This window comes from Pseudomonas sp. EA_35y_Pfl2_R111 (assembly GCF_963970955.1).
Taxonomy (GTDB): Bacteria; Pseudomonadota; Gammaproteobacteria; order Pseudomonadales; family Pseudomonadaceae; genus Aquipseudomonas.
The window spans coordinates 984,440-1,007,004 of record NZ_CAXAOM010000001.1 but is presented as its reverse complement, the minus strand read 5'-3'; the positions used below and the strand labels follow the sequence as shown (position 1 = coordinate 1,007,004).

Below are 22,565 nucleotides of genomic sequence, written 5' to 3'. Positions count from 1 at the left end.
AGGACGACTATGACTATGAAAACAACAAAAAGTCTGCTGCAAACCGGCGCCCTGACACTCTCGCTGTTGGCTAGCGGTGTGATGGCGGCGGTGTCGCAGGATGAAGCGGCCAAGCTGGGTACCACGCTGACGCCAGTCGGTGCGGAAATGGCGGGTAACGCCGATGGTTCTATTCCAGCCTGGACTGGCGGCCTGCCAGCCAGCGCCGGTACTGCTGATGCTGCCGGTTTCCTCTCGGACCCGTTCCCGAATGAGCAGCCGCTGTTCACCATCACTGCGCAAAATGTGGATCAGTACAAAGACAAGCTGACCCCTGGCCAGCTGGCGATGTTCAAGCGTTACCCGGAAAGCTACAAAATGCCGGTGTTCGCGACCCACCGTACTGCCACAATGCCGGATGCCGTCCTGGCAGCTGCGAAGAACAACGCAGTCAACACCAAGATGGTTGAGGGTGGTAACGGTCTGGAGAACTTCGACCAGGCTTATCCTTTCCCAATTCCGAAGGATGGTCTGGAAGCGATCTGGAACCACATCACCCGTTATCGCGGCGGCAGCGTGAAGCGTCTGGTAACTCAGGCTACTCCGCAGGCCAATGGTTCTTACAGCCTGGTTTATTTCCAGGATGAGTTCACCTTCCGTGGTGCGCTGAAGGATGTAGATACCAGCAAGCCAAGCAACGTGCTGTTCTACTTCAAACAACGCGTAACCGCTCCATCTCGCCTGGCGGGTAACGTACTGCTGGTACACGAGACCCTCAACCAGGTGAAAGAGCCGCGTCTGGCGTGGTTGTACAACGCCGGTCAGCGTCGCGTGCGTCGCGCGCCGCAGGTGTCGTATGACGGTCCAGGCACTGCAGCTGATGGCCTGCGTACTTCCGATAACTTCGACATGTACAACGGTGCTCCTGACCGTTACGAGTGGAAGCTTAATGGTAAGAAGGACATCTACATCGCTTACAACAGCTACCGTCTGGATTCACCGAAGCTGAAGTATGACGAGATCATCAAGGCTGGCCACATCAACCAGGACCTGACTCGTTATGAGCTGCACCGCGTATGGAATGTGACTGCAACCCTGAAATCGGGCGAGCGTCATATCTATGCCAAACGTGACTTCTACCTTGACGAAGACACCTGGCAAGCCGCTGTCATTGACCACTACGACGGTCGCGGTACTCTGTGGCGTGTGGCCGAAGCCCATGCTCAGTACTACTACGACAAGAAAGTGCCGTGGTACAGCGTAGAGACCCTGTACGACCTGCTGTCCGGTCGTTACCTGGCTCTGGGTATGAAGAATGAAGAGAAAAGTGCTTACGAGTTCGACTACCCGGCGAAGGAAAGCGATTACACCCCAGCGGCCCTGCGCCAGGCTGGCGTACGCTAAACCTGAGTAATGCTGCATAAAGAACCGGCCCCTGAGGGCCGGTTTTTTATGGCCAGCCATCCATGGCGGCCTCCTTTCGGGCGATCGCGGCGTGACGCTAAAAATGGCTCCCGGCCATTTTTTTATGTCTGTTATAAAAGCCGGGAAATGTTCAATAGGTGGTGAGCAATCATTGCTGTTTGCTACCTGATGGCCGCAAGGGCTTCAAATGCGCGCATCAAGAGGCTAGTCTGCGGGGCATTGGTAGTGCCTCTGCCTGACTACTACAAGAAACCGGCTAATGACTGATCTGTCCCGCATTCCTGGTTTGGTTGCCGCGCCCAACGTACTGGGCGGGCATTTCTATCGACCACCCTTACCGGCCAGTTACGTAGCGCGCCCAGAATTGTGTGAGCGTCTGCTGGGCGGCCTGACGGGGCGCTTGCTGCTGATCAGTGCGCCGGCCGGTTTTGGTAAAAGCTCATTGGCCATCGAGTTCTGCGAGCATTTGCCCGAGCACTGGCAAAGCCTGTGGCTGGGCTTGAGTTCGCGTGACAGTGATCCGGGGCGTTTTCTGGAACGGTTGCTTGGCGGCGTGCAGCAGTTTTTCCCTGGTGTTGGGCAGGAAGCGCTGGGCTTGCTGCGCTTGCGTCAACGGCATCAGCCGTTTGCCTTTGAAGAATGGCTCGATGGTCTGCTCGATGAGCTGGCGCTACGTCTCGATCCTCAGCAACCGTTACTGTTGGTGCTGGATGATTACCACCTGGCGCAGGGCGCGGTGCTCGACCGCTGTTTGCAGTTCTTCTTGAGCCATCTGCCGCCCGGCCTGGTGATGTTGGTGACCAGTCGCCAACGCCCGGACTGGCACTTGGCGCGCCTACGTCTTTCGCGGCAACTGCTGGAGTTGCACGAGCAGGATCTGCGCCTGAGCGATACGGAATGTACTGAATTACTCGCGCTGCAGGGCCGCGTGCTGTCAGCCGAGGCGCTGGCCGTTCTGCTGCAGCGTAGTGAAGGCTGGGTCGCGGGTTTGCGTCTGTGGTCACTGGCCGCCAGTGAATCGCAGGAGTCCGCAGCGCTGCCGGCGCTGGCCCAGGGCAGTGATGGATTGATTCATGATTATCTGCTGGAGGAGGTAATCGAACGCCAACCTCCCGAGGTACAGGCTTTTCTCTACGAAACCGCCTGCCTGGAACGCTTCTGCGCCGAGTTATGCGATGCCCTGCGCGATGCCCATGACAGCGCCGCTATCCTCCGTCATCTGCAGGCGCATCAGGTGTTTCTGGTGCCGTTGGATGAGCAGGGCAAATGGTTTCGTTATCACCACTTGTTTTCCGATCTGTTGCGCAGTCGCCCGCAACCAACCTCAGGCCTGCACCTGCGAGCGTGTCGCTGGTTCAGCGCAGAGGGCCTGCTGGATGAAGCCATCGAGCAGGCGTTGCGCGCAGGCCAACCGGATGTGGCAGCCAACCTGGTGCAGAACCTCTCCGAAGAACAATTACTGGCCGAGCAGAACGTCGCCACCTTGTTGCGCTGGAAAATGGACTTGCCGGACAGCCTGCTGACCAGCACCCCGCGTCTTATTCTGCTGTACGGCTGGGCACTGGCGTTGGCTTGTCAGCTGGATGCCGCCGAAGAGCTGTTGGCTGAATTGGGGCGTTTTCTCCCCGCCCGTGAGCGCTGTGAGCAGGAAGGCCTGCTGGCGCAATGGCTGGCTCTGAGTGGGGTGATAGCCCGTGGACGTGGCGACAGTGCCAAGGCCCTGGCCTATTGCAGCGAGGCGCTGAGTTGTTTGCCGCAGGACCGTTATGGCCAGCGCCTGATGTGCCTTTCCAGCTTGGCTAACCTGGCCATCGTGCATGGTGATTTATGGCGTGCGCGTGGGCTGAATCGCGAAGCTCTGGAATTGGCGCAGCGTGTCGGTAATCCGCTATTCGAAGCCCTGACCCATTACGACCGCGCGCGCGTGCTGCAGGCCCGTGGCGAAGTGCTGCGCGCGCTGGACGAAGTGCGCCAGGGCCAGCAGCGCCTGGCCAGTCTACCGGCGCAACGGCAGTACGCTGCGCGTGGGCGACTGACCCTGTATGAAGGCTATCTGCTGAGCCTGCGCCTGCAGCCGCAGCAGGCGAGGCAACGCCTGCTGGCAGGGATTGCCGAAGCGCGTAGCTGTCGCGATATCAGTGTGTTGATTGGTTACTGCGTGCTGGCCAGCCTGGAAGGGCGCGGTGGCAACTTACCGCAGGCTTTTGCTCATCTGGCGGAAGCGGAACGGCTGATGCATATCTGGGATATTCCGCCGATTTACTACCTGGCGATGATCACCCTGACCAAATGTGAGTTGTGGTTGCGTCAGGGGCAAACCGAGCTGGCGGGTGTTTGGTTGAGCCGTCTGCTGGATGCTTATGGTGGCGAGCAGGCCGCCGCCGCCCCGGAGTTTCATCCGCAATTGCCGCTGCATATCCAACTGCATCTGGCCACTTACGAGCGATTGCAGGGCGAGAATGAGCAAGCCGAGCGGCGTTTGCGCGGTTTGAGCCAGCTGGCGCAGAACGCCGGCGGACAGTTGCTCGGGGCGATTGCGCAGGTGCAATTGGTGGCCCTGCTACGTGCTGGCGGGCGCGAGCGCGAAGCGCAGCTGCTGCTGCGCAGTGCTTTGCAGGCAGCCGCCGGTGGCGGGTTACTGCCATTTCATGGGCTAATAAATCAGCAGCCGGAGTGGTTGCGCGAGCAGTTGCTGGGGCAGGACCCGAGCCCCTTGATTGAAGCCTTGCGGCAGCACCTGCCGCAGGCAACGCAGATGGACAGCCGGGACGACTATGCCGGTGTGGTCGATGCCCTTAGCTCGCGTGAATTAGCAGTGCTGCAACTGATCGCCCAGGGTTGTTCTAACCAAGAGATCAGCGACAGCCTGTTTATTTCCCTGCATACAGTGAAGACCCACGCCCGACATATCAACAGCAAGCTTGGCGTCGAGCGGCGCACCCAGGCCGTAGCGCGCGCCAAGAGCCTCGGTCTACTGCACTGACTCAGTCGGTACCGACAGGTCGAGGCTGCGTGCGGGCGCCTTGCGCGGCTGCGCCGCGGCCGCTGCGAGTTTGCTTTGCACATCCTGCTGGATACTCAACAACACCGGTTGTAACTCGCGCATGTTGGTCTGCACTTCTGTATAGGCATGCTGCTGGGCAAGCTGCTCAACGCGTTGCAGCAGCGTATCGCGAACATCTCCGCTTAAATGGATAAACAGCTCGGGTAGTTGCTTGCTCAGTTCGGCGCTGTAAAGCACCAGCTCTTCGCGGCCGAACTGTTTGGTCAGCCCCAGATAGTCCAGGGCGCTTGAGGTAAGCATGGCCGCTGCGGCCTTGGTTTCATGCAGGCCCTGCAGGCGTACCGGGTTGCTCTGCTCGGTTTCCGAGAGGGTCATCCAGAACTCGGTGGTCAGGGTGAACAGCACCGCTTGCTGGCGCAGCGAATAACTCATCAGACCCAACGCCTCGGCAGCATAAGGCTGTTGCACGGCGCGAAAATCGAAATACAGGCGCATCAGCTCCTTGAGGCGAAACAATGCTTCACGGGCTTCGTTCTGCCGTAGTTCAAGCGGTGCGTAGATATTCAACTGCGGGCGGAAGTTCTCTTCGCTGACCATGCGCTCATAGATCGGCCCAGTGAACTCGCCGCTGCGCCGGGGCAGGGCGTTGAGCTGGGTGCTGTCGACCTTGTTCAACGCTTCCAGCAATTGCTGATAGTCGGCGCTATTCCAGGGCTTGTGGATATCGGGAATTTTCTGCCCAAGATAGAACAGCTCGGCAGCCTGTACCGGTGACAGCAGAACCAGTAAAAGGATGGCCAGCGGTGGGCAAAGGCGGCGTGTTAGCGTGTTCAGCACAACAATAATCCTGCGGCGATGGCGTAGCTCAGCGTAACCAGCTTGGCGATCCGCGTCACCCGCGCCTTGGTTGGGAAATGTGCGATGCAGCAGGCGTTGGCAGAATTGGGGGCTGTGCGTGCGGTATTTGAAGATCTCGGCGGATACGGCGCGGTGGCCCAGCAGCAAGAGCAGGATGGCGACGGGCCGCTGATCGGCCATCTGCAGCGCACCAATATCCAGCTGGCGGCGATTCCGGTATTTGCCCGCAAGGGGCTGGCGGAAACCACGGTGAATGACCTACTGGCAGCAGCCAATGTGTCACGACGGACCTTCTATAAATACTTCGAAAACAAGATGCAGGTGCTCGAAGGCATCTACCAGACGGCGGTGTCCCTGCTGCTGTCGCGCTTCGGTGAGATGCAGAGCCTGGCCGGTAGCCCGCAGGCCTGGTTGCAGGGCATGGTCGGACGTTATTTCGACTATCACCTGGCGGTCGGGCCGATTATCCGCCTGATGCAGGAAGAAGCACTGCGCGCCGACTCGCCGCTGGCCGCGCACCGTCAGCGGGCTCATGCAGAGATGGCACGGCTGCTCGCCGAGCGTTTGCATAGAGTGACCCTGGCGGCCGAGCCGCTGACCTACCGCGCCCTGATCTGGGCCATGGAAGCCGCGTCTCTGGAGTTGCTAAGTCGCGCTGCCAGCCGCGAGGAAATCGAACAGGCCAAACGCGTGCTCAGCGAGTTGCTGATTGCCACGCTGTGTCCTGCCGCCCGCTCAACCTAGGTTAGGCGTCAGCCCTGGGTAGACATGCTCTGATAGGGCGGATGCGTCTTCCCCAAAACAACAATATCGAGGTGCCTGCATGTCTGCTTCCAGTCTCCCGCTGACGCCGCCGCTGGCGGCCGGTTTTGCCCGCCTGGGTTTCGGCGCTTTGCCGCTGGAAAGCCTCAAGGCGCGCTATGGCAATGCCGCCAATGGCTCGCGCTATATCGAACTCGATGGCTTCAACCTGCATTACCGCGATGAGGGCAGCCGCGACAAACCGGTGCTGGTATTGATTCACGGCGTGGTCGCCTCGCTGCACACCTGGGATGACTGGTTGCCGGCCTTTGCCGCCGATTACCGGGTGATCCGTTTCGATGTGCCGGGTTTTGGCCTGACCGGGCCGGCGCGTGATGGCGTGTATTCCGCCGAGCGAATGATCAAGGTATTCGGCCTGCTGCTCGACTACCTGAGCGTAAGCAAGGCATCGATTGTCGGTAATTCCCTGGGCGGTTATATCGCCTGGAACTTCGCCCTGGCGCAGCCGCAGCGGGTGGAGAAACTGGTGCTGATCGACCCCGCTGGCTATCACATGCACAAGGTGCCGTGGATGATTGCTGCTGCCGCCTTGCCCGGCGCCACCGTGGCCATGCCGCTGTGGATGCCGCGCGCGCTGATCGCTCAGGGCATCAAGGAAGTCTACGGCGAGCCGGCGCGTATCAAGCCAGGTGTAGTGGATCGCTACAACGATCTGACGCGGCGGCCGGGCAATCGCCGGGCGATGATGGATATCTTCCGGGTGCTGCTCAAGGTTAACAAAGAGGAGTTACACGGCACTTCAGCGCGGGTCGCACAGATTCAGGCGCCAACCCTTCTGTTGTGGGGCGAGCGTGATCGCTGGATTTCGCCCAAGCATGTGCCGCTGTGGCAGCGCGATCTGCCGGGTATCCAAGTAAAAACTTACCCAGGCGTTGGCCATATCCCGATGGAAGAAATCCCGCAGCAAAGTGCTGCCGATGCTCTGCGTTTTCTGCAGGGGTGATTCTTAGGGTGCGGGCTGCAGTTTCGCGGGCCCGCAGTTTCAGGAGGCGCAGGACCTAGCTAGGATGCAGTACGGGTGCGGATCGGTTGACGGGTGATTTCCCGTCTTACATCCGGGCCACAGAAATGCTGGCGCACAATAAAAGGGAGCCATCTGGCTCCCTTGTCGTTTTGCTTCAGCGTCCGACTCAGGCCGCCTGGCTTTGCGCAGGCGCATCGAACTCCGCGCGGGTCTGGTAGAGCAATTCCAAGTTGTTGTGCTGCCAGGGGTGGAAATCTGCTTTGAAGAAGTCCAGATAGGCACCGATCAGCGGGCGGAAAACCCCTTCCTTGCCCCACATCCACTGCAGGCCGTCGCGCCACACCCGCCAGTTCCACAGCAGACCGTCCTGTTTGAGCATATGCGCCAGGCCTCGGGTGGTGTCGAGCACGAAGAAGAAGGTGCCCATGCGCATTGCCCGACGCAGTAGTTTGCGGCTGCCGCAGACCTGGTTGTACACGTCAAAGGCCACCGCCTTGTGTTCGGTTTCTTCCAGTGCATGCCAGCGCCACAGGCGCGCCATGGTTGGGTGCGCGCCCGCCATATGGCGCGGATCCTTGAGCAGGCCGTCGGCCATGATCGCGGTGATATGTTCCAACGCTGCGGTGGCCGCCAGCTGGCGCTGCGGCGAAAACTTCTTCTGAGTGAAGCGGATCCGTGCTTGGGCGCGCTTCTCGATACGGGTGATGTTGTAACCCAGGTCGCGCAAACGGTTGCTGTATTCCAAGTGCTCGCGGCTATGGTGACCTTCCTGGCCGATAAAGCCACGGATCTGCTCTTTCAGCACCGGATCATCGATCTGGTCGCGGAAGTGCCGCACCGAGTCGATAAAGAAGCGCTCGCCGTCGGGGAACAGCACCGACATGGCGTCGAACAGATGACTTTTGAAGGCATCACCGCTGTGCCAGTGGCGCGGCAGGGGATTGGGAAAATCGAAATCCATATGCCGTGGACGAATCTGCAAACCTTCCGGGGTAGTGCTGACCATGCTGACTCCCTGAGTCCGTGACTAAAGCGTGGTTTCACTATGGATTCGCCAAACGGTTGGGCAAAGGTTCACAACAGCCAATTTTTCGGTCATATATGGCCAATATTGCACGGGTGTACCAGGAAATATGGCTTGCCAGCGCCATGGTTAGCTTGCCAAGCCCTCGTGCTAGAGCGCTTGCCTGGGCGAAATGGACATTGCGCCTTGCAAGCCCAACCTTCGGTTGTGGTGATCGGCCGCTCAAGTCCTGAGTATGGCCAAAGCTCGCGCAAAGCTGCGCAAGCTGACTGACCTGGCACCGTGCTGTGGGATGCCCTTGTCGGGTTTTGTCGAACAGGGTTATCGTCGCTGTCAGTGGTCATATCTGGCCAGATAATAAGAAGCCCATGAAGCCAACATTGAATTTCTCTGCCGAGCTGGTTCCCGTTGCCTATGCCGCCGCCTTGCTCGACTTGGTCGAGGAGTTGGGCGTGCCGCGCGCGCAGCTGTTTGCCGAGGCGCGGGTGCGTCCCGAGGTGCTGGGCAATCCTCAGGGACGTTTGTCTTTTATTGATTTCACCCAACTCACCAGCAGCGCCCTGCGTTTGTGCGACGAGCCGGCGCTGGGTCTATTGCTTGGCCAGCGGCTGAATGTCTCGACCCACGGCATCCTCGGCTATGCGGTGCTGTCCAGTGCCAACCTGGGCAAGGCCATGCAGTTCGCCCTCAAGTACTACCGCGTACTGGGCCTGACTTATGAGCTGGAAATGGTCGAGCAGAGCGAGCGAGTCGAACTGCGCGCCAGTGAGTCAATACCGCTAGGCCCGCTCAGCCGCTTCGCCGCCGAAGGTTTGTTGGCCAGCCTCTACACCATCGCGCGCTTTCTGGTGGGCGAGCGTTTGCAGGAGGTCGAGGTGGGCTTTGCCCATGCCGCGCCGCATTACGCCGAGCGCTACGAGCGGCTGTTTGGCGTGGCGGTGGCGTTTGATCAGCCCTATCACCGCCTGAGTATGCCGGTCAGCTATCTGGACCGACCAATGGCCCTGGCCAACCCGGCCACCGTGCAGATGTGCGAGCAACAGTGCGAAGCCCTATTGGCCAGCCTGGATGTGCAGGACGGCCTGCTGACCCGCGTGCGCCGCCTGCTGCTGGCGCGCCCCGGTGACTTCCCCGACCTGGCCAGCGCCGCCGATGCCCTGCACACCAGTGGCCGCAGCCTGCGTCGGCATCTGTCGAATATGGGCACCAGTTACCAGCAAGTGCTTGATGAGGTGCGCAAGAGCCTGGCCCTGCAATACCTCACCACCACCCACCTGCCACTGTATGAAATCGCCTACTTGCTGGGCTTCAGCGACCCGTCGAATTTTCGCCGTGCGTTCAAGAAATGGACGGGTAAACTGCCCAGCGATTACCGCGCTGAGGAATAACCATGAATTCTGCCGCAACCCCGACCCTGATCCGAGAAACCTTCCCCGTCGGGCCTTTGCAGTGCAACTGCACGATTATTGGCGACCCGCTGACCAAGAAGGCCATCGTGGTCGATCCAGGTGGTAACCCCGAGCACATCATGGCGCGCCTGGAGGCCCATGGGCTGAAGGTGGTGAGCATTATCCACACTCACGCCCATCTGGATCACTTCCTGGCTTCCGGGCAGATGAAGGAGAAGACCGGCGCGACCCTGCACCTGCATAAGGAAGATCAGTTCCTCTGGGACAACCTGGAGATGCAGTGCCGCATGTTCGGCGTGCCCTACACCCCGGTGCCGGCTCCGGATCAATGGTTGGCCGATGATGAAGAACTGGCCTGCGGCTGCGGCGTTGCGCTGCATACGCCGGGGCATACGCCCGGCTCGATGAGCTTCTGGTTCCCGCAGGACAAGCTGCTGATTGCCGGCGACACCCTGTTCAAACGGGGTATCGGTCGCACCGACTTGTGGGGCGGCGATTACCCGACCATTGAGCGCTCGATCAAGCAGCGCCTGTACAGCCTGGACGAGGACGCCACCGTGGTGACCGGCCATGGCGCCGATACGCGCCTCGGTGATGAGATGCGTGATAACCCGTTTGTCCGCGCTTAGCTCGTGCGTTTGCCTACTCAATTCCCCTGTAATGAACTTTAACCACGTATAGGGCTCGAAAACTCAGGTGCTAACCTGATATTCCCTGATCCAACATTCAAAGGAAGTACGCATGAAGCTGTGGCGAAATCTGGCTGTTGTTACCCTCGGTCTTGGCGTGCTCGCCGGCTGTACCACCAACCCTTATACCGGTGAGCGTGAAGCGGGCAAGGCGGGCATCTACGGTGGTGTTGGCGCAGTTACCGGTGCGGTGATTGGTGCGGCCACGTCCAGCAAGAAGGACCGCGCCAAAGGTGCCTTGATCGGTGCGGCAGTCGGTGGTGCGGCCGGTGGTGGTTACGGTTATTACGTCGACACCCAGGAAGCCAAACTGCGCCAGACCTTGCAGGGCACCGGCGTGCAGGTGCAGCGCAATGGTGATGACCTGAAGCTGATCATGCCGGGCAATATCACCTTTGCCAGCAATTCGGCGGATATTTCCAGCAGCTTCTATCCAACCCTTAACTCCTTGGTCACGGTGTTCAAGGAGTTCGACAAGAATGGTGTGGATATTGTCGGCCATACCGACAGCACCGGTTCGTTGGAGTTGAACCAGAACCTGTCAAACCGCCGTGCGCAGAGTGTGGCCTCGTATCTGAGTGCCAATGGCGTTCCGGCCTCGCGGCTGTCGTCTTATGGCGCTGGCCCCAATCAGCCGATTGCCAGCAATGCCAATGAGGCAGGTCGCGCACAGAATCGCCGGGTAGAAATCAACCTGCGCCCACTGTAGCCGCAGGTTGTAAAAAAGCCGCGCATTGGCCCGAATGCGCGGCTTTTTTATGCCTGCGATTTAGACTCGGTCAGCCGTTCAAATCATGTCTAGACTGCTGGCAGTGGTACCAATAACCCTGCCGCATCGACGCGCCGGACATGGACGAAAACTGGAGAAATCATGGACGACAGGCATGCTTCCACCTCGCGTAAACCCTGGTTGCCGTTATGGGTCACCCTGGCCTTGTCGCTTGGTCTGGGGGCGTTGATCGTTTGGCAGTGGCAAGTCTTCGAGCAGCGTGAGCGCGAGCAGCACCAGCAGCGCTTTGAGCTGGAGGCGCAGGACATTGGCCAGCGGGTGAAAAGCCGCATGCGCGCTTATGAGATGGTTCTGCGTGGCGTTTCCGGGTTGATGACTGGCAGTGATTATGTGTCCCTGGCGGAATGGGACCGTGCTATCGATCAGCTGCAACTGCAGGACCGCTACCCAGGCATCCTCGGCCTGGCATGGTCGCGCTACTTGCGTGCCGAGCAGCTTGATGCCTATCTGGCCTCACAGCAGAGCCAGGGACGCGCCGATTACCGCGCACTCCCCACGGGGACGCGCGAACACTACCTGTTGATCGACTACATCAGCCCGCTGGATTGGCGTAATCGCCGGGTGCTGGGTTTTGATTTGCTCAGCGAAACCGTACGCCGCACCACGGTTGAGCAGGCTATCGATACGGGCCAGGCGATACTCAGTGCGCCCGTCACCCTGCGCCAGGAAACCGATACCAATGTGCAGGGCGGGGTACTGCTGTTCCTGCCTGTATACCTGCCCAACATGCCGCAGAGTACTGCCGAGGAGCGCCGGGCGGCCTTGCTGGGCGTGGTGCATGGAGCGTTTCGCAGTCATGAGCTGATGGAAGGCATTCTCGGCGCGCAAGGGCAGCGCTTCGATGTGGCGATCAAGGACCAGCAGGCTTTGAAAACCCCGTTGTTAAGCGTCGACGCGCAAGCCTCCATGCGGCCGCCGCAGTTTCAGCATGTGTTGGAGTTGCCACTCTATGGACGCCACTGGGTGCTGGAAGTGACCAGCACGGCTGCGTATGAGGCGGCCATGCCAAGCCGTGGTGGCATCAGCCTGTGGGTCGGGTTGGTGGCCGCGGCCTTACTGGCCTTGTTGGTCGGCGGCTATCTGTACCTGCGTGAGCGTGAGCTGCACGCCAATCACCTGGCCACCGATAAGCTGCGCGAACGCGAGGAGCGCTTTCGTCTGTTGGTCGAGCGCTTGCCGGTGGCAACGCTGCTGTGCAACGCCCAGGGCCGTATCGAAATGGCCAACCGCAGTGCTGCTGACTTGCTCGATTCGACGCCTGAGGGGTTGATCGGAGAGCGGGTCAAACGCTTTCTGCCGACGGTCGAGCAGTTGAGTGAGCTGGCCATCGATCACGACAGTGCCGAGTTGGTCAATGAGTACCTGGCGCGCCGAGACCTGGGTGAAGAGGTGCCAGTGGGGCTTAGCCTGAGCGTGCTGGGTGATTCGGGTGGCGTCAATTACCTGATCAATCTGATTGACCTGCGCGCCCGCAAAGGCGCTGAAGAGCGTTTTCGTCTGGTGGTCGAGGCATCTCCCAATGCCATCGTATTGGTCGATAACCAAGGCTGTATTGCCATGGTCAATCGTCAGACCGAGCAGCTGTTTGGCTATGCCCGGGAGGAGTTGCTGGCGCAGCCAGTGGAGACTCTGCTGCCTGCGGCCCTGCGTGGCAGCCATGTTCCGATGCGTCAGGGGTATCAAAAATCCCCAGAGCCGCGACGTATGGGGAATAACCGTGAGCTGTTCGGGCAGCACCGCGATGGACGGCTGATTCCGCTAGAGGTGGGGCTGTCGCCTATCCGCGGCGGTGAGGATGCTCTGGTGCAGGCGGTGATTATTGATATCAGCGAGCGCAAGGCGGCCGAGCAGCGCCTGCGCGACCAGGCCGAGCAGTTGATTCTGGCCAACCGCTACAAGTCGGAGTTTCTCGCCAACATGTCCCATGAGCTGCGCACGCCGCTCAACAGCATCCTGATCCTTAGCGACCAGTTGCGTCTGAACAGTGCTGGCAACCTGACCGAGAAACAGGCCAAGCATGCCGATATCGTGCACCGTGCCGGCAGTGATCTGCTGCAACTGATCAACGATGTGCTGGATCTGGCCAAGGTCGAATCCGGGCGTATGCAGCTCAAGCTCGAACCCTTGAACATGCAGGACATTCTCGTCGAGCTGGATGCCAGCCTGCGGCCAATGGCTGAGATCAAGGGGCTGCGGCTGCATACCCAGCTGGAGGCCGGTGTGCCGCGGGTGATCCACACGGACCGCATCCGCCTGCAGCAGATCTTGCGCAATCTGTTGTCCAACGCCCTGAAATTTACCGAGCATGGCGAGGTCAGCCTGACCGTCTCCTGCGCCAGAGGCGAGCCGGAGGAGGGCCATGAACTGCTCAACTTCAGCGTGCGCGACAGCGGTATTGGTATCCCTGCCGAGCAGCATGAGCAGATTTTTCAGGCGTTTCAGCAGATCGACGGCTCCACCAGCCGGCGTTTTGGCGGCACCGGGTTGGGGCTGGCAATTACCCGTCAGCTGGTGCTGGCGATGGACGGCGAAATAGGTTTGCAAAGCACACCAGGCCAAGGCTCCTGCTTTACCGTGCAGCTGCCGGTGCGGGTGGTGGCACAGGCGCCGATGGAGCCAATAGCAGAAGCGCCACAGCGTATTGGCGAGGGTCCAGCTGTGCTGATTGTCGAGGATGATGTGAATTTTGCCGCCGTACTCGCCGAGGAAGCCCACGCCCACGGCTTTGCCAGCGTGCATTGCCGCTCTGGAGTGCAGGCACTCAGTGTGCTGCAAAGCGAACGATTTAGCGCGGTGATCCTGGATATTCTGCTGCCGGATATCAGCGGTTGGCAGCTGTTTCGCCGCCTGCGCAGCCAGGCCAGCCACCGCAGCACGCCGGTGCATATCATCTCCTGCGTACCGCAACCGGTGGATTGGAACGATGACGGTACGCGTTATTTGGTCAAACCCATCCAGCGGGCGGATTTGGAACAGGTGTTTGTCGACCTGCAGCAGATTGACCAGCTACCCGCACAGCGCCTGTTGCTGGTCGAGGATGTTGAGGTTGAGCGCGAGCATTACCGTGAACATCTAGAGCAATTGGGTTTCACCGTACAGGCCTGTGCCCGCGCCGATGAAGCGCAACAGGCCTATGCCGACGGGGTGTTTAGTGCATTGGTGATCGATCTCGATCTACCCGATCAGGACGGTTTTGAATTGCTGGAAAGCTTCAACCGGCAGCGGCCGCTGAATGGCACGCGGGTGGTGATCAATACCGGTGTCGACGTCACACGTCAGGCCTTTCAGCGACTTCGCCGTTATAGCGCGGTAGTGGTGCACAAGCATGGTGAGGATATGCAGGCGCTCAGTGAAGCGGTACAGGGTTTTCTGGGCGGCGTAAGTGATTCCTCGCGGGTTGGCGTGCCAAGGGCACAGAATCCATTGGAGGGGCTGCGCGTGTTGCTGGTGGATGATGACGTGCGCAATGTCTATGCGCTGACGGCTTTGCTGGATGAGGTGGGGCTGATCATCAGCTCGGCCAAGGACGGCCAGGAAGCTATCAATTGTTACGAGCGTGAGCCGTTCGACCTGATCCTGATGGATATGGCCATGCCGACCATGGACGGCTACACGGCCACCCGGCTGCTCAAGACCGAGCATGGCTGCAGCATTCCGATCATCGCCCTGACCGCTCATGCGATGAAGGGCGATCGGGAGAAATGCATCACCGCGGGGGCCGATGATTATCTGGCCAAACCAGTCAGCCGCGAAGCCTTGCTGGAGCTGCTGGTACGTTGGCTGGCTACTGCTGACCCGCATGCTGGCTCATTCGAGGCGCCTGCAGCGCCGCCGCAGTAGTTTTGTCGTGGCCTGCTACCCTGTACCGCAACAGGAGTCGCAAGGCGCTCGCCAGGGACAAGGGAGGATATATGGCACACGTGCAGCTGAAAATCGCCGCCAGTACACAGATTCTATTGGTAGTAGACGACCGTCCGGAAAATCTGGAGGCCATGCAAGCTCTGCTGGAGGAAGGCGACTGGCAACTGCGCTGTGTCGACTCGGGCGAGGCAGCCTTGCAGTGTCTCCTCGAAGAAGACGTCGGCCTGGTACTGCTGGATGTGCAGATGCCCAACATGGACGGCTTCGAAGTTGCCCGGTTGATGCGCGGTAATCCGCGTACTCGCTATACCCCGATCATCTTTGTTTCCGCTATCGCCCAGACTCAGGAGTCGGTACTCAAAGGCTATGCCACCGGCGCGGTGGACTTCATGCTTAAGCCGTTCGACTCCAACATCTTGCGCCACAAGATTCATGCCCTGCTGGAACACGAGCGCAACCGCAGTGAGCTGTTGCAGCTGACCCAGCAATTGGATACGGCACGGGCGTTCAATGCGTCGGTGCTGGATAACGCCGCCGAAGGGATTATGGTGGTCGGTGAAGATGGCCGTATCAATTTCGCCAACCCAGCCATGGCGCGCATGCTTGATGGTGCGATTAGCGATCTGGAAGGCAGTGAAATGCTTTCCTACCTGCTCAACCCTCAGGTGACTTGCGAGTGGCGCATGTCAGAGTTCTACCGGCAGTGGCGGCGCGGTGAGTCATATCGTCTACACGATGCCAGCCTACGTACGCTGACGGGGGGGCAGGTCCCGGTGGCGCTCTCCTGTTCACCCTTGCCACGTTTGCAGCACGCCATGGTCATCATGGCGCTGGATATGTCGGTGGTGCGCCATTTGCACCAGCAGCTGGAGTCGCAGGCGATTACCGATGCCTTGACCGGCCTGCTCAACCGCCGCGGCTTCTATCAGGCTTTGGATTCGGCGTTGGCGCGGATTGATCGCAGTGGCCAGCGTATGGCCGTGCTTTATCTCGATTTGGATGGTTTCAAACGTATCAATGATTCACTCGGTCACGATGTAGGCGACCGCTTACTGAAGCTGGTCGGTGAGCAACTCAAGATCAGCTTGCGCCCCTATGACAGCCTGGCACGCATTGGCGGTGATGAGTTCACCGCCTTGCTCGACAGCCTGGAGCATCCTGAAGACGCTGCGCGAATTGCCGAAAAGCTGATTGAGCAGGTGTCGGTAAGGCATAGCCTAGACGGCATAGACGTTACCCTGGGGGCGAGCGTGGGCATTGCCTGTTTCCCCGAATGCGGGCAAACCGTGGAAGGCTTGCTACGTGCCGCGGACATGGCCATGTACGAGGCCAAGCGTGCCGGCCGCCAGCAATACCGTTTTTTTTCCACGGAAATGAACGGGCGTGCGCGCTCACGGCTGATGCTTGAGGAGAGCCTGCGCAGTGCCATCGACAATGACGATTTTGTGCTGGTCTATCAGCCGCAGATCTATCTGCAAAGCGGGCGCTTGCGTGGTTTCGAAGGGTTGCTGCGTTGGCAGCACCGGGTTGCCGGTACCGTGGCGCCAGGGGTGTTTATTCCACTGCTGGAAGAGACCCGCCTGATCAATCGCCTGGGTAGCTGGATCTTTCGGGCAGGGGTAGAAAAATGCCGGCAACTTAGCCAGCAGTACGGTACTGAGCTGGTGCTTAGCCTGAATGTCAGCCCGGTGCAGTTCGGCATGCCGCAGCTGGTCGAAGACTTGCGCCGGGTGCTCGAAGAGCACCAGCTAGATCCCCAGCAGCTGGAGGTGGAGGTGACCGAAAGTGCGCTGATGCAGGATCTGGAAACCAGTCAGGAGCAGTTACGCCAGTTGCGTAAGCTGGGCGTGAAGATCGCCATCGATGACTTCGGTACCGGCTACTCATCACTGGCCTACCTGCGCCATTTCGAGCTGGATACGCTGAAAATTGACCGTCTGTTTATCTCCAATATGCTCGACTCGCCGCGCGACGCTGCGGTGGTCAGCACCATCATCGACCTGGGGCGTAACCTGGGGTTGGAAGTGATTGCCGAGGGCGTGGAGACCATGGTCCAGCGCGATTGGCTGGCGGCGCATAACTGCGCCATCATGCAGGGCTTTTTGGTCGCGCCGGGTCTGAGCGCCGATCAATTGAAGACCTTCCCCGCACAGCTGGATTGGCAGAATTTGCCGTTGCTCAATGAAAAGCCCGCAGATTAAGCGGACTTGAGGTTGTTGCAGTGCTTAGTTAGCGCGCGGGGTAGCGCTTCTTCAGCTCATCGAGTTGCGCATCCTTGTCCAGCCACAGCTGGTTGACCCACTGCTGGAACTGCAGACGGTAGGCTTCGTCCTGATCGTAGTTGCCGCCAATAAATTCTTCGGGAATCTGCAGCTGATCGAAGCGCACTACCACCTGCTCAATTCGCCCGCACAACAGGTCCCAGAAGCCAGGGTTGCCCTGCGGGTAATGAATGGTGACATTGACCAGGCTGTGCAGTTGCTCTCCCATGGCATCGAGAACAAAGGCAATGCCGCCAGCCTTGGGCTTGAGCAGGTGCTTGAAGGGTGACTGCTGCTGCGCGTGCTTGGCGGGAGACAGGCGCGTGCCTTCGAGGAAGTTGAACACCGCCACCGGGTTGGTCTTGTAGCGCGCACAGGCCTTGCGCGTGGTGGCCAGGTCCTGGCCGCGTTTCTCAGGGTGTTTAGCCAGGTATTCCTTGCTGAAGCGCTTCATAAACGGGAATTCCAGCGCCCACCAGCACAGGCCAATTACCGGCACCCAGATCAGCTCGCGCTTAAGAAAGAACTTCAGAAAAGGAGCGCGTCGGTTGAGCTGGTATTGCAGCACCAGAATATCCACCCAGCTCTGGTGGTTGCTGGTCACCAGATAGGAATGCTGCTTGTCGAAGCCGCTGAGGCCAGCCACATCCCAGTGCGTGCGGCCAACCAGGTTCATCCAGAATTTGTTGGTGCTGATCCAGAACTCGGCAATCCCATGCATCACAAAGCGCAAGCCTCGCTGGATCGCGGGAATAGGCAGCAGCAGTTTGAGCAAGGCCACAGCAAACAGCGGCCAGCAGCAGATCAGGGTATTCAGAGCGAGCATCAGGGCGGCGAGACAGCCACGAACAGGGGCAGGCAGAAAATGCAGCATTGGGGCAGGTGCCTCCAAAAAATGGAGCAGTTCTGCTGAGAACGATGGGGTGGTGCTCAGCGGAACTGCTCCGACTTATCTATGCCTGTGGTTTTCCACCACAGATCGGTCGGCGCACAGGTTAACGCCTGTGCACCGAACTGCAAGCCTTTCGAAACGCTGGTGATCGCTGCCTTTCGCGTATTTTTAGCTCTTTTCCTGGGCAGGGCTGGCCGTAGACGGCTCTGTTGTAGTTGTTGGTTACTGCGGCAGGTTGGCGGCCTGAATTGCGGTCAGGGCGATGGTGTAGACGATGTCATCGACCAGTGCGCCGCGCGACAGATCATTTACCGGCTTGCGCAGGCCCTGCAGCATCGGTCCGACGCTGACGCAATCGGCGCTGCGTTGCACCGCTTTGTAGGTGGTGTTGCCGGTATTCAGGTCGGGGAAGATAAACACCGTGGCACGTCCGGCAACCGGGCTGCCGGGTGCCTTCTGCCGGCCGACGCTTTCAATTGCCGCCGCATCGTATTGCAGCGGGCCGTCGAGCAGCAGTTGCGGATCGATGGCCTTGGCCAGGCGGGTGGCCTCGCGAACTTTCTCGACCTCTTCACCGCTGCCGGAATCACCGGTGGAGTAGCTGAGCATCGCCACGCGCGGAGTAATGCCGAAGGCACTGGCCGATGCCGCGCTTTGTATAGCGATTTCCGCCAGTTCCACCGCTGTCGGGTCGGGGTTTACCGCACAGTCACCGTAGACCAGCACCTGATCGGGCAGCAGCATAAAGAACACCGAGGACACCAGTTTGTAACCAGGCGCGGTCTTGATCAGCTGCAGTGCCGGGCGGATGGTGTTTGCGGTGGTGTTGATTGCCCCGGAAACCAGGCCATCGACTTCATCCAGTGCGAGCATCATGGTGCCCAGTACCACGGTGTCTTCCAGTTGTGCGGCGGCCATCGGCGCATTCAGCCCTTTGCCCTTGCGCAGCTCAACCATCGGCTCGATATAGCGCTCGCGGACCAGGTCCGGGTCGAGGATTTCCAGGCCTTCCGGCAATTCGATGCCGTGGGCGTGCGCCACCGCGTGAACATCTTCCGGTTTGGCCAGCAGCACGCAGCGGGCGATGCCACGCGCCTGGCAGATGGCAGCGGCCTGCACGGTGCGTGGTTCGCTGCCTTCCGGCAAGACAATGCGCTTTTTCGCAGCCTTGGCACGTTGTACCAGCTGATAGCGGAACGCCGGTGGCGACATGCGCAGTTCGCGTGGCGTGCCGCAGCGGGCGAACAGCCATTCGTGGTCGATATGGCTGGCGACGAAGTTGGCCACTGTTTCCGCACGCTCTTTGTCGTCGACCGGGATTTCCTTGTTCAGGCGGTTGAGATTGGTCGCGGTGTCGTAGGAGCCAGTGCTCACCGTCATCACCGGCAAACCGCCCTGCAGCGCACCACGGCACAGCTCCATGATTCGTGGATCGGGGGCGAAATCGCTGCACAGCAGCAGGCCGGCCAGCGGCATGCCATTCATGGCGGCCAGGCTGGCGGCGAGGATAATGTCGTCGCGGTCCCCCGGCGTCACCACCAGCGTGCCGGGTTTAAGCAGTTGCACGGTGTTGGCTACAGCGCGGGCGCAGAGCACGATTTTCAGCATGCGCCGCTGCTCGTAATCGCCGGCATTCAGCACCCGCGCGCCGAGCAGGTCGGCAATGTCACGGGTGCGCGGGGCGTTCAGTTCGTCCTGCCAGGGGATGCAGCCGAGCAGGCGGAAGTCATCGCCCTTGAGCAACGGCGAGAGCTCTTTCAGGCGGTTGGCGAAGGCTTCAATGCCGTCGTCACTGCGCACCTTGTTGAGGATGACGCCGAGCACTTTCTCGTCTTTCGGCCCGCCAAACAGCTGGGCCTGGATCTCCACCCGATCGCTTAGTTCGCTGAGGCTTTCCTGCTCTGGTGCGGAGACCAGAATTACCTCGGCATCCACGCTCTTGGCCAGGTGGAAGTTAACCCGCGCGGCATAGCTGGCCTGGCGCGTCGGCACCATGCCTTCGACGATCACCACGTCTTTGCCTTCAGCCGCTTGCTGATAGTGGCTGATGATTTCTTCCAGCAGTTCATCCAGTTGACCGTCGCCGAGCATGCGCTCGACATGCGTTAGAGCCAGCGGTTTCGGTGAGTGCAGGCCATGGGTACGGGCGATCAGCTCACTGGAGCGCTCCGGGCCCATGTCGCCTTGATGCGGCTGGGCGATGGGCTTGAAGAAGCCAACTTTGAGGCCGGCTCGCTCCAAGGCGCCGACCAGGCCCAGGCTGATCGAGGTAAGGCCAACGCCGAAACCGGTGGGAGCAATAAAGAAGGTATGCATGCTGTCTCCAGGTATTGGGTGGCGCTTCGCGTAGCGAAGCCCAATGGAATGCTATGTGCTCAGGCTTCGAGTAGCGCGAGGGTGTCGAGGGCAATCTGGCGTTCTTCATTGGTCGGCACGACCAGCACGCGCGGATGGCCGTGGGCCTGGATAGGCCCGGCCGCGCCGCGCACGGTGCGGGCATTGGCCTGCTCGTCGAGCACTAGGTTGAGCAATTTCAGGTGAGCGACGGTCTTGTTGCGGATCAGCGCCGAGTTCTCGCCGATACCGCCGGTAAAAATCAACCCGTCGAGTTGCGGCAGTGCGCAGCTCATGGCTGCCAGGGATTTGGCCAGGCGGTAGCAGAACACCTCGATGGCCAGGGTGGCGCCAGCATGGCCCTGTTCACGGGCCTGCTCCAGGGTGCGCATGTCGTTGGACAGGCCGGAAAGGCCCTGCAGGCCGCTGTCTTTATTGAGCATGGTTTCGATCTGCTCCAGGCTCCAGCCCAGGGTGCGGGCCAGATGACTATGCAGGTTGGGATCGACATCGCCGCTGCGCGTGCCCATTACCACGCCTTCCAGCGGCGTCAGGCCCATGCTGGTGTCGCGGCTTTGCCCATCGACGATGGCGCAGGTCGAGCAGCCATTGCCCAGGTGTGCCACCAGCCAGCTGCTGGCATTGACCGGCAGCCCGGCCATTTTTGCGGCGCGCTGGCTGACAAAACGGTGGCTGGTGCCATGGAAGCCATAACGGCGAACGCCATGTTCACGGTACAGGTGCTCGGGCAGGGCGTAACGGTAGGCGTGTTCGGGCAGGGTCTGGTGAAATGCGGTGTCGAACACCGCCACCTGGGTCAGGTTCGGGAACAGTTTGATCGCCGCTTCAATGCCCAGCAGGTTAGCCGGGTTGTGCAGGGGTGCCAGCGGCGCTGTGGCGCGAATCGCGGCGAGGCTCAGTGCATCCAGACGGCAAGCTGTGGTGAAGTGCTCGCCGCCATGTACCACGCGGTGACCGATGCCGTGCAGCTGGCCGTTTGCTGCGGTCTGTACCAGCGGCAACACCTGGGCAAGAGCGGCGCGGTGATCGGCATGGGGCAGAATCAGGCTGTCTTTATTGTCGCCCTGTTGCCAGTGCACTTGCGCATCCGGGCTGCCCAAACGCTCGGCCAGGCCACTAAGGATAAAGGCGTCTTGCTCTTCGTTGATTAGGGCAAACTTGATCGATGAACTGCCGCAGTTGATCACCAGAATGTTGCGCGCGGGCATTTACCGCTCCTTGTTCAAATCTTGGTTCGAGCGCTCTATCAGCGCCTCGCTTGCGGAATTTTCAGCCGCGCACCAGCCGCAGAGGAAAGGTTTTTCCAGCTGCGTCTGGCGCTGTTGGGCATCCAACACCCAGGCGCGATTTTGCCAGGGCGGCTGGTGGCGCAGGTGCTGAGTATGGCCGCAGGACAATACTGCCAGCCAATCGCCGTGCTCATCCTGACGAAAATCAAGCACGCGCACTAAGGCCGCGCTTGGCCGTCCGTCTGCGTGCGGTTCGCTTTCGCGCGTGCCCTTGGGTAAACTTGCTCGCTCTTTATTTCCAAGCAAAAGGTCTCGCCCCATGCTGATCGCCGCCAATAAGGCCGTCTCCATCGACTATACCCTGACTAACGATGCCGGTGAGGTGATCGATAGTTCCGAAGGCGGCGCGCCGCTGGCTTATCTGCACGGTGCCGGCAACATCATCGGCGGCCTGGAAAAAGCCCTGCTGGGCAAGCAAGCTGGCGATGAGCTGGACGTTGCAGTCGAACCGGAAGACGCCTACGGCGAATACAGCGCCGAGCTGGTAGCCACCCTCAACCGTTCGATGTTCGAAGGCGTTGATGAGCTGGAAGTCGGCATGCAGTTTCACGCTTCCGGTCCGGATGGCGGCATGCAGATCGTCACCATCCGCGAACTGGACGGCGACGATGTGATCGTTGACGGTAACCACCCACTGGCTGGCCAGCGCCTGCACTTCAAAGTCAAGGTTGTCAGCGTGCGTGATGCCAGCGAAGAAGAAGTCGCGCATGGGCATATCCATGGCGAAGGTGGTCATCACCACTAAGCAGCAATCCTGGCCTGCTGCGCGTCGGCCAGGCGGCGTTAAAGTTGGGCTCGGCAAGCCGCTAGCGGCTAACGCGCTTCAGCGCGGCCCGAAGGGCGAGTGAAACGAGTAATGCTTATTTACACCAGTAAACTCCGCTTCCTCGCCCAACTTTGCCTTGCCTGACTCTAGCTCGCTAGGCCATAAGTTAGAATTGCC

16 protein-coding genes are annotated in these 22,565 nt (G+C 60.1%); 10 read left to right on the top strand and 6 right to left on the bottom strand.

Going from position 1 to position 22,565, the window contains the following annotated elements:
* The first annotated feature begins 15 nt into the window (after window positions 1–15).
* Window positions 16–1,383 carry a DUF1329 domain-containing protein gene (locus tag AACY25_RS04900; RefSeq protein ID WP_339522862.1) on the top strand — a complete coding sequence of 456 codons (1,368 nt, stop codon included), beginning with the start codon at window positions 16–18 and terminating at the stop codon, window positions 1,381–1,383.
* A 280-nt stretch (window positions 1,384–1,663) separates the two neighbouring features.
* Complete coding sequence (locus AACY25_RS04895) at window positions 1,664–4,387, top strand: LuxR C-terminal-related transcriptional regulator (RefSeq protein ID WP_339522861.1); 2,724 nt, start codon at window positions 1,664–1,666, stop codon at window positions 4,385–4,387.
* On the opposite strand, the gene AACY25_RS04890 is transcribed toward AACY25_RS04895, so the two are convergent.
* Window positions 4,376–5,242 carry a hypothetical protein gene (locus tag AACY25_RS04890; protein WP_339523835.1) on the bottom strand — a complete coding sequence of 289 codons (867 nt, stop codon included), beginning with the start codon at window positions 5,240–5,242 and terminating at the stop codon, window positions 4,376–4,378. The two genes, AACY25_RS04895 and AACY25_RS04890, sit on opposite strands and share 12 nt — an antisense overlap.
* Before the next feature lie 87 nt (window positions 5,243–5,329).
* Between AACY25_RS04890 and AACY25_RS04885 the strand changes: the two genes are divergently transcribed.
* Both AACY25_RS04885 and AACY25_RS04880 read left to right on the top strand, forming a co-directional pair.
* The gene (locus AACY25_RS04885; RefSeq protein ID WP_339522860.1) at window positions 5,330–6,010 is read left to right on the top strand and encodes a TetR/AcrR family transcriptional regulator; all 681 of its coding nucleotides are present in this window, start codon (window positions 5,330–5,332) and stop codon (window positions 6,008–6,010) included.
* A gap of 79 nt (window positions 6,011–6,089) precedes the next feature.
* Window positions 6,090–7,031, top strand: coding sequence for an alpha/beta hydrolase (locus AACY25_RS04880; protein ID WP_339522859.1), 942 nt, complete (start codon window positions 6,090–6,092; stop codon window positions 7,029–7,031).
* A 187-nt stretch (window positions 7,032–7,218) separates the two neighbouring features.
* Here AACY25_RS04880 and AACY25_RS04875 read toward each other — a convergent pair whose 3' ends face one another.
* On the bottom strand, window positions 7,219–8,058 hold the full coding sequence (locus tag AACY25_RS04875; RefSeq protein WP_339522858.1) for a metal-dependent hydrolase: 840 nt from the start codon (window positions 8,056–8,058) through the stop codon (window positions 7,219–7,221).
* Window positions 8,059–8,444: 386 nt separating this feature from the next.
* Here AACY25_RS04875 and AACY25_RS04870 point away from each other — a divergent pair, with 386 nt between their 5' ends.
* The 5 genes from AACY25_RS04870 (at window position 8,445) to AACY25_RS04850 (ending at window position 17,026) form a co-directional block, all read left to right on the top strand.
* Window positions 8,445–9,464, top strand: coding sequence for an AraC family transcriptional regulator (locus AACY25_RS04870; protein WP_339522857.1), 1,020 nt, complete (start codon window positions 8,445–8,447; stop codon window positions 9,462–9,464).
* Window positions 9,465–9,466: 2 nt separating this feature from the next.
* Entirely contained in the window at window positions 9,467–10,114 is a 648-nt protein-coding gene (locus AACY25_RS04865; RefSeq protein ID WP_339413916.1) for an MBL fold metallo-hydrolase, read from the top strand.
* 112 nt (window positions 10,115–10,226) lie between these two features.
* Window positions 10,227–10,883: an OmpA family protein gene (locus AACY25_RS04860; protein WP_339413917.1), complete on the top strand. Its 657-nt coding sequence runs from the start codon at window positions 10,227–10,229 to the stop codon at window positions 10,881–10,883.
* A 162-nt stretch (window positions 10,884–11,045) separates the two neighbouring features.
* On the top strand, window positions 11,046–14,804 hold the full coding sequence (locus AACY25_RS04855; protein WP_339522856.1) for a response regulator: 3,759 nt from the start codon (window positions 11,046–11,048) through the stop codon (window positions 14,802–14,804).
* Window positions 14,805–14,875: 71 nt separating this feature from the next.
* Window positions 14,876–17,026: a putative bifunctional diguanylate cyclase/phosphodiesterase gene (locus AACY25_RS04850; RefSeq protein ID WP_339522855.1), complete on the top strand. Its 2,151-nt coding sequence runs from the start codon at window positions 14,876–14,878 to the stop codon at window positions 17,024–17,026.
* A gap of 28 nt (window positions 17,027–17,054) precedes the next feature.
* Here the strand turns inward: AACY25_RS04850 and AACY25_RS04845 are convergent, their stop codons facing one another.
* From AACY25_RS04845 to AACY25_RS04830, 4 genes are all read right to left on the bottom strand, one after another.
* Window positions 17,055–17,960, bottom strand: a complete 906-nt coding sequence (locus AACY25_RS04845; RefSeq protein ID WP_339413920.1) for an acyltransferase — start codon at window positions 17,958–17,960, stop codon at window positions 17,055–17,057.
* A gap of 240 nt (window positions 17,961–18,200) precedes the next feature.
* Entirely contained in the window at window positions 18,201–20,294 is a 2,094-nt protein-coding gene (gene pta / locus AACY25_RS04840) for a phosphate acetyltransferase (protein ID WP_339413921.1), read from the bottom strand.
* Between the two features lie 59 nt (window positions 20,295–20,353).
* The gene (locus AACY25_RS04835) at window positions 20,354–21,541 is read right to left on the bottom strand and encodes an acetate kinase (RefSeq protein ID WP_339522853.1); all 1,188 of its coding nucleotides are present in this window, start codon (window positions 21,539–21,541) and stop codon (window positions 20,354–20,356) included.
* A complete protein-coding gene (locus AACY25_RS04830) occupies window positions 21,542–21,913 on the bottom strand; it encodes a DUF3565 domain-containing protein (RefSeq protein WP_339522852.1) in 372 nt (123 codons plus the stop codon). It abuts the gene before it with no gap.
* On the opposite strand from AACY25_RS04830, the gene AACY25_RS04825 reads away from it, so the two are divergent.
* Window positions 21,882–22,367, top strand: coding sequence for an FKBP-type peptidyl-prolyl cis-trans isomerase (locus AACY25_RS04825; protein WP_339522851.1), 486 nt, complete (start codon window positions 21,882–21,884; stop codon window positions 22,365–22,367). The genes AACY25_RS04830 and AACY25_RS04825 overlap by 32 nt on opposite strands.
* The last annotated feature ends 198 nt before the right edge of the window (window positions 22,368–22,565 follow it).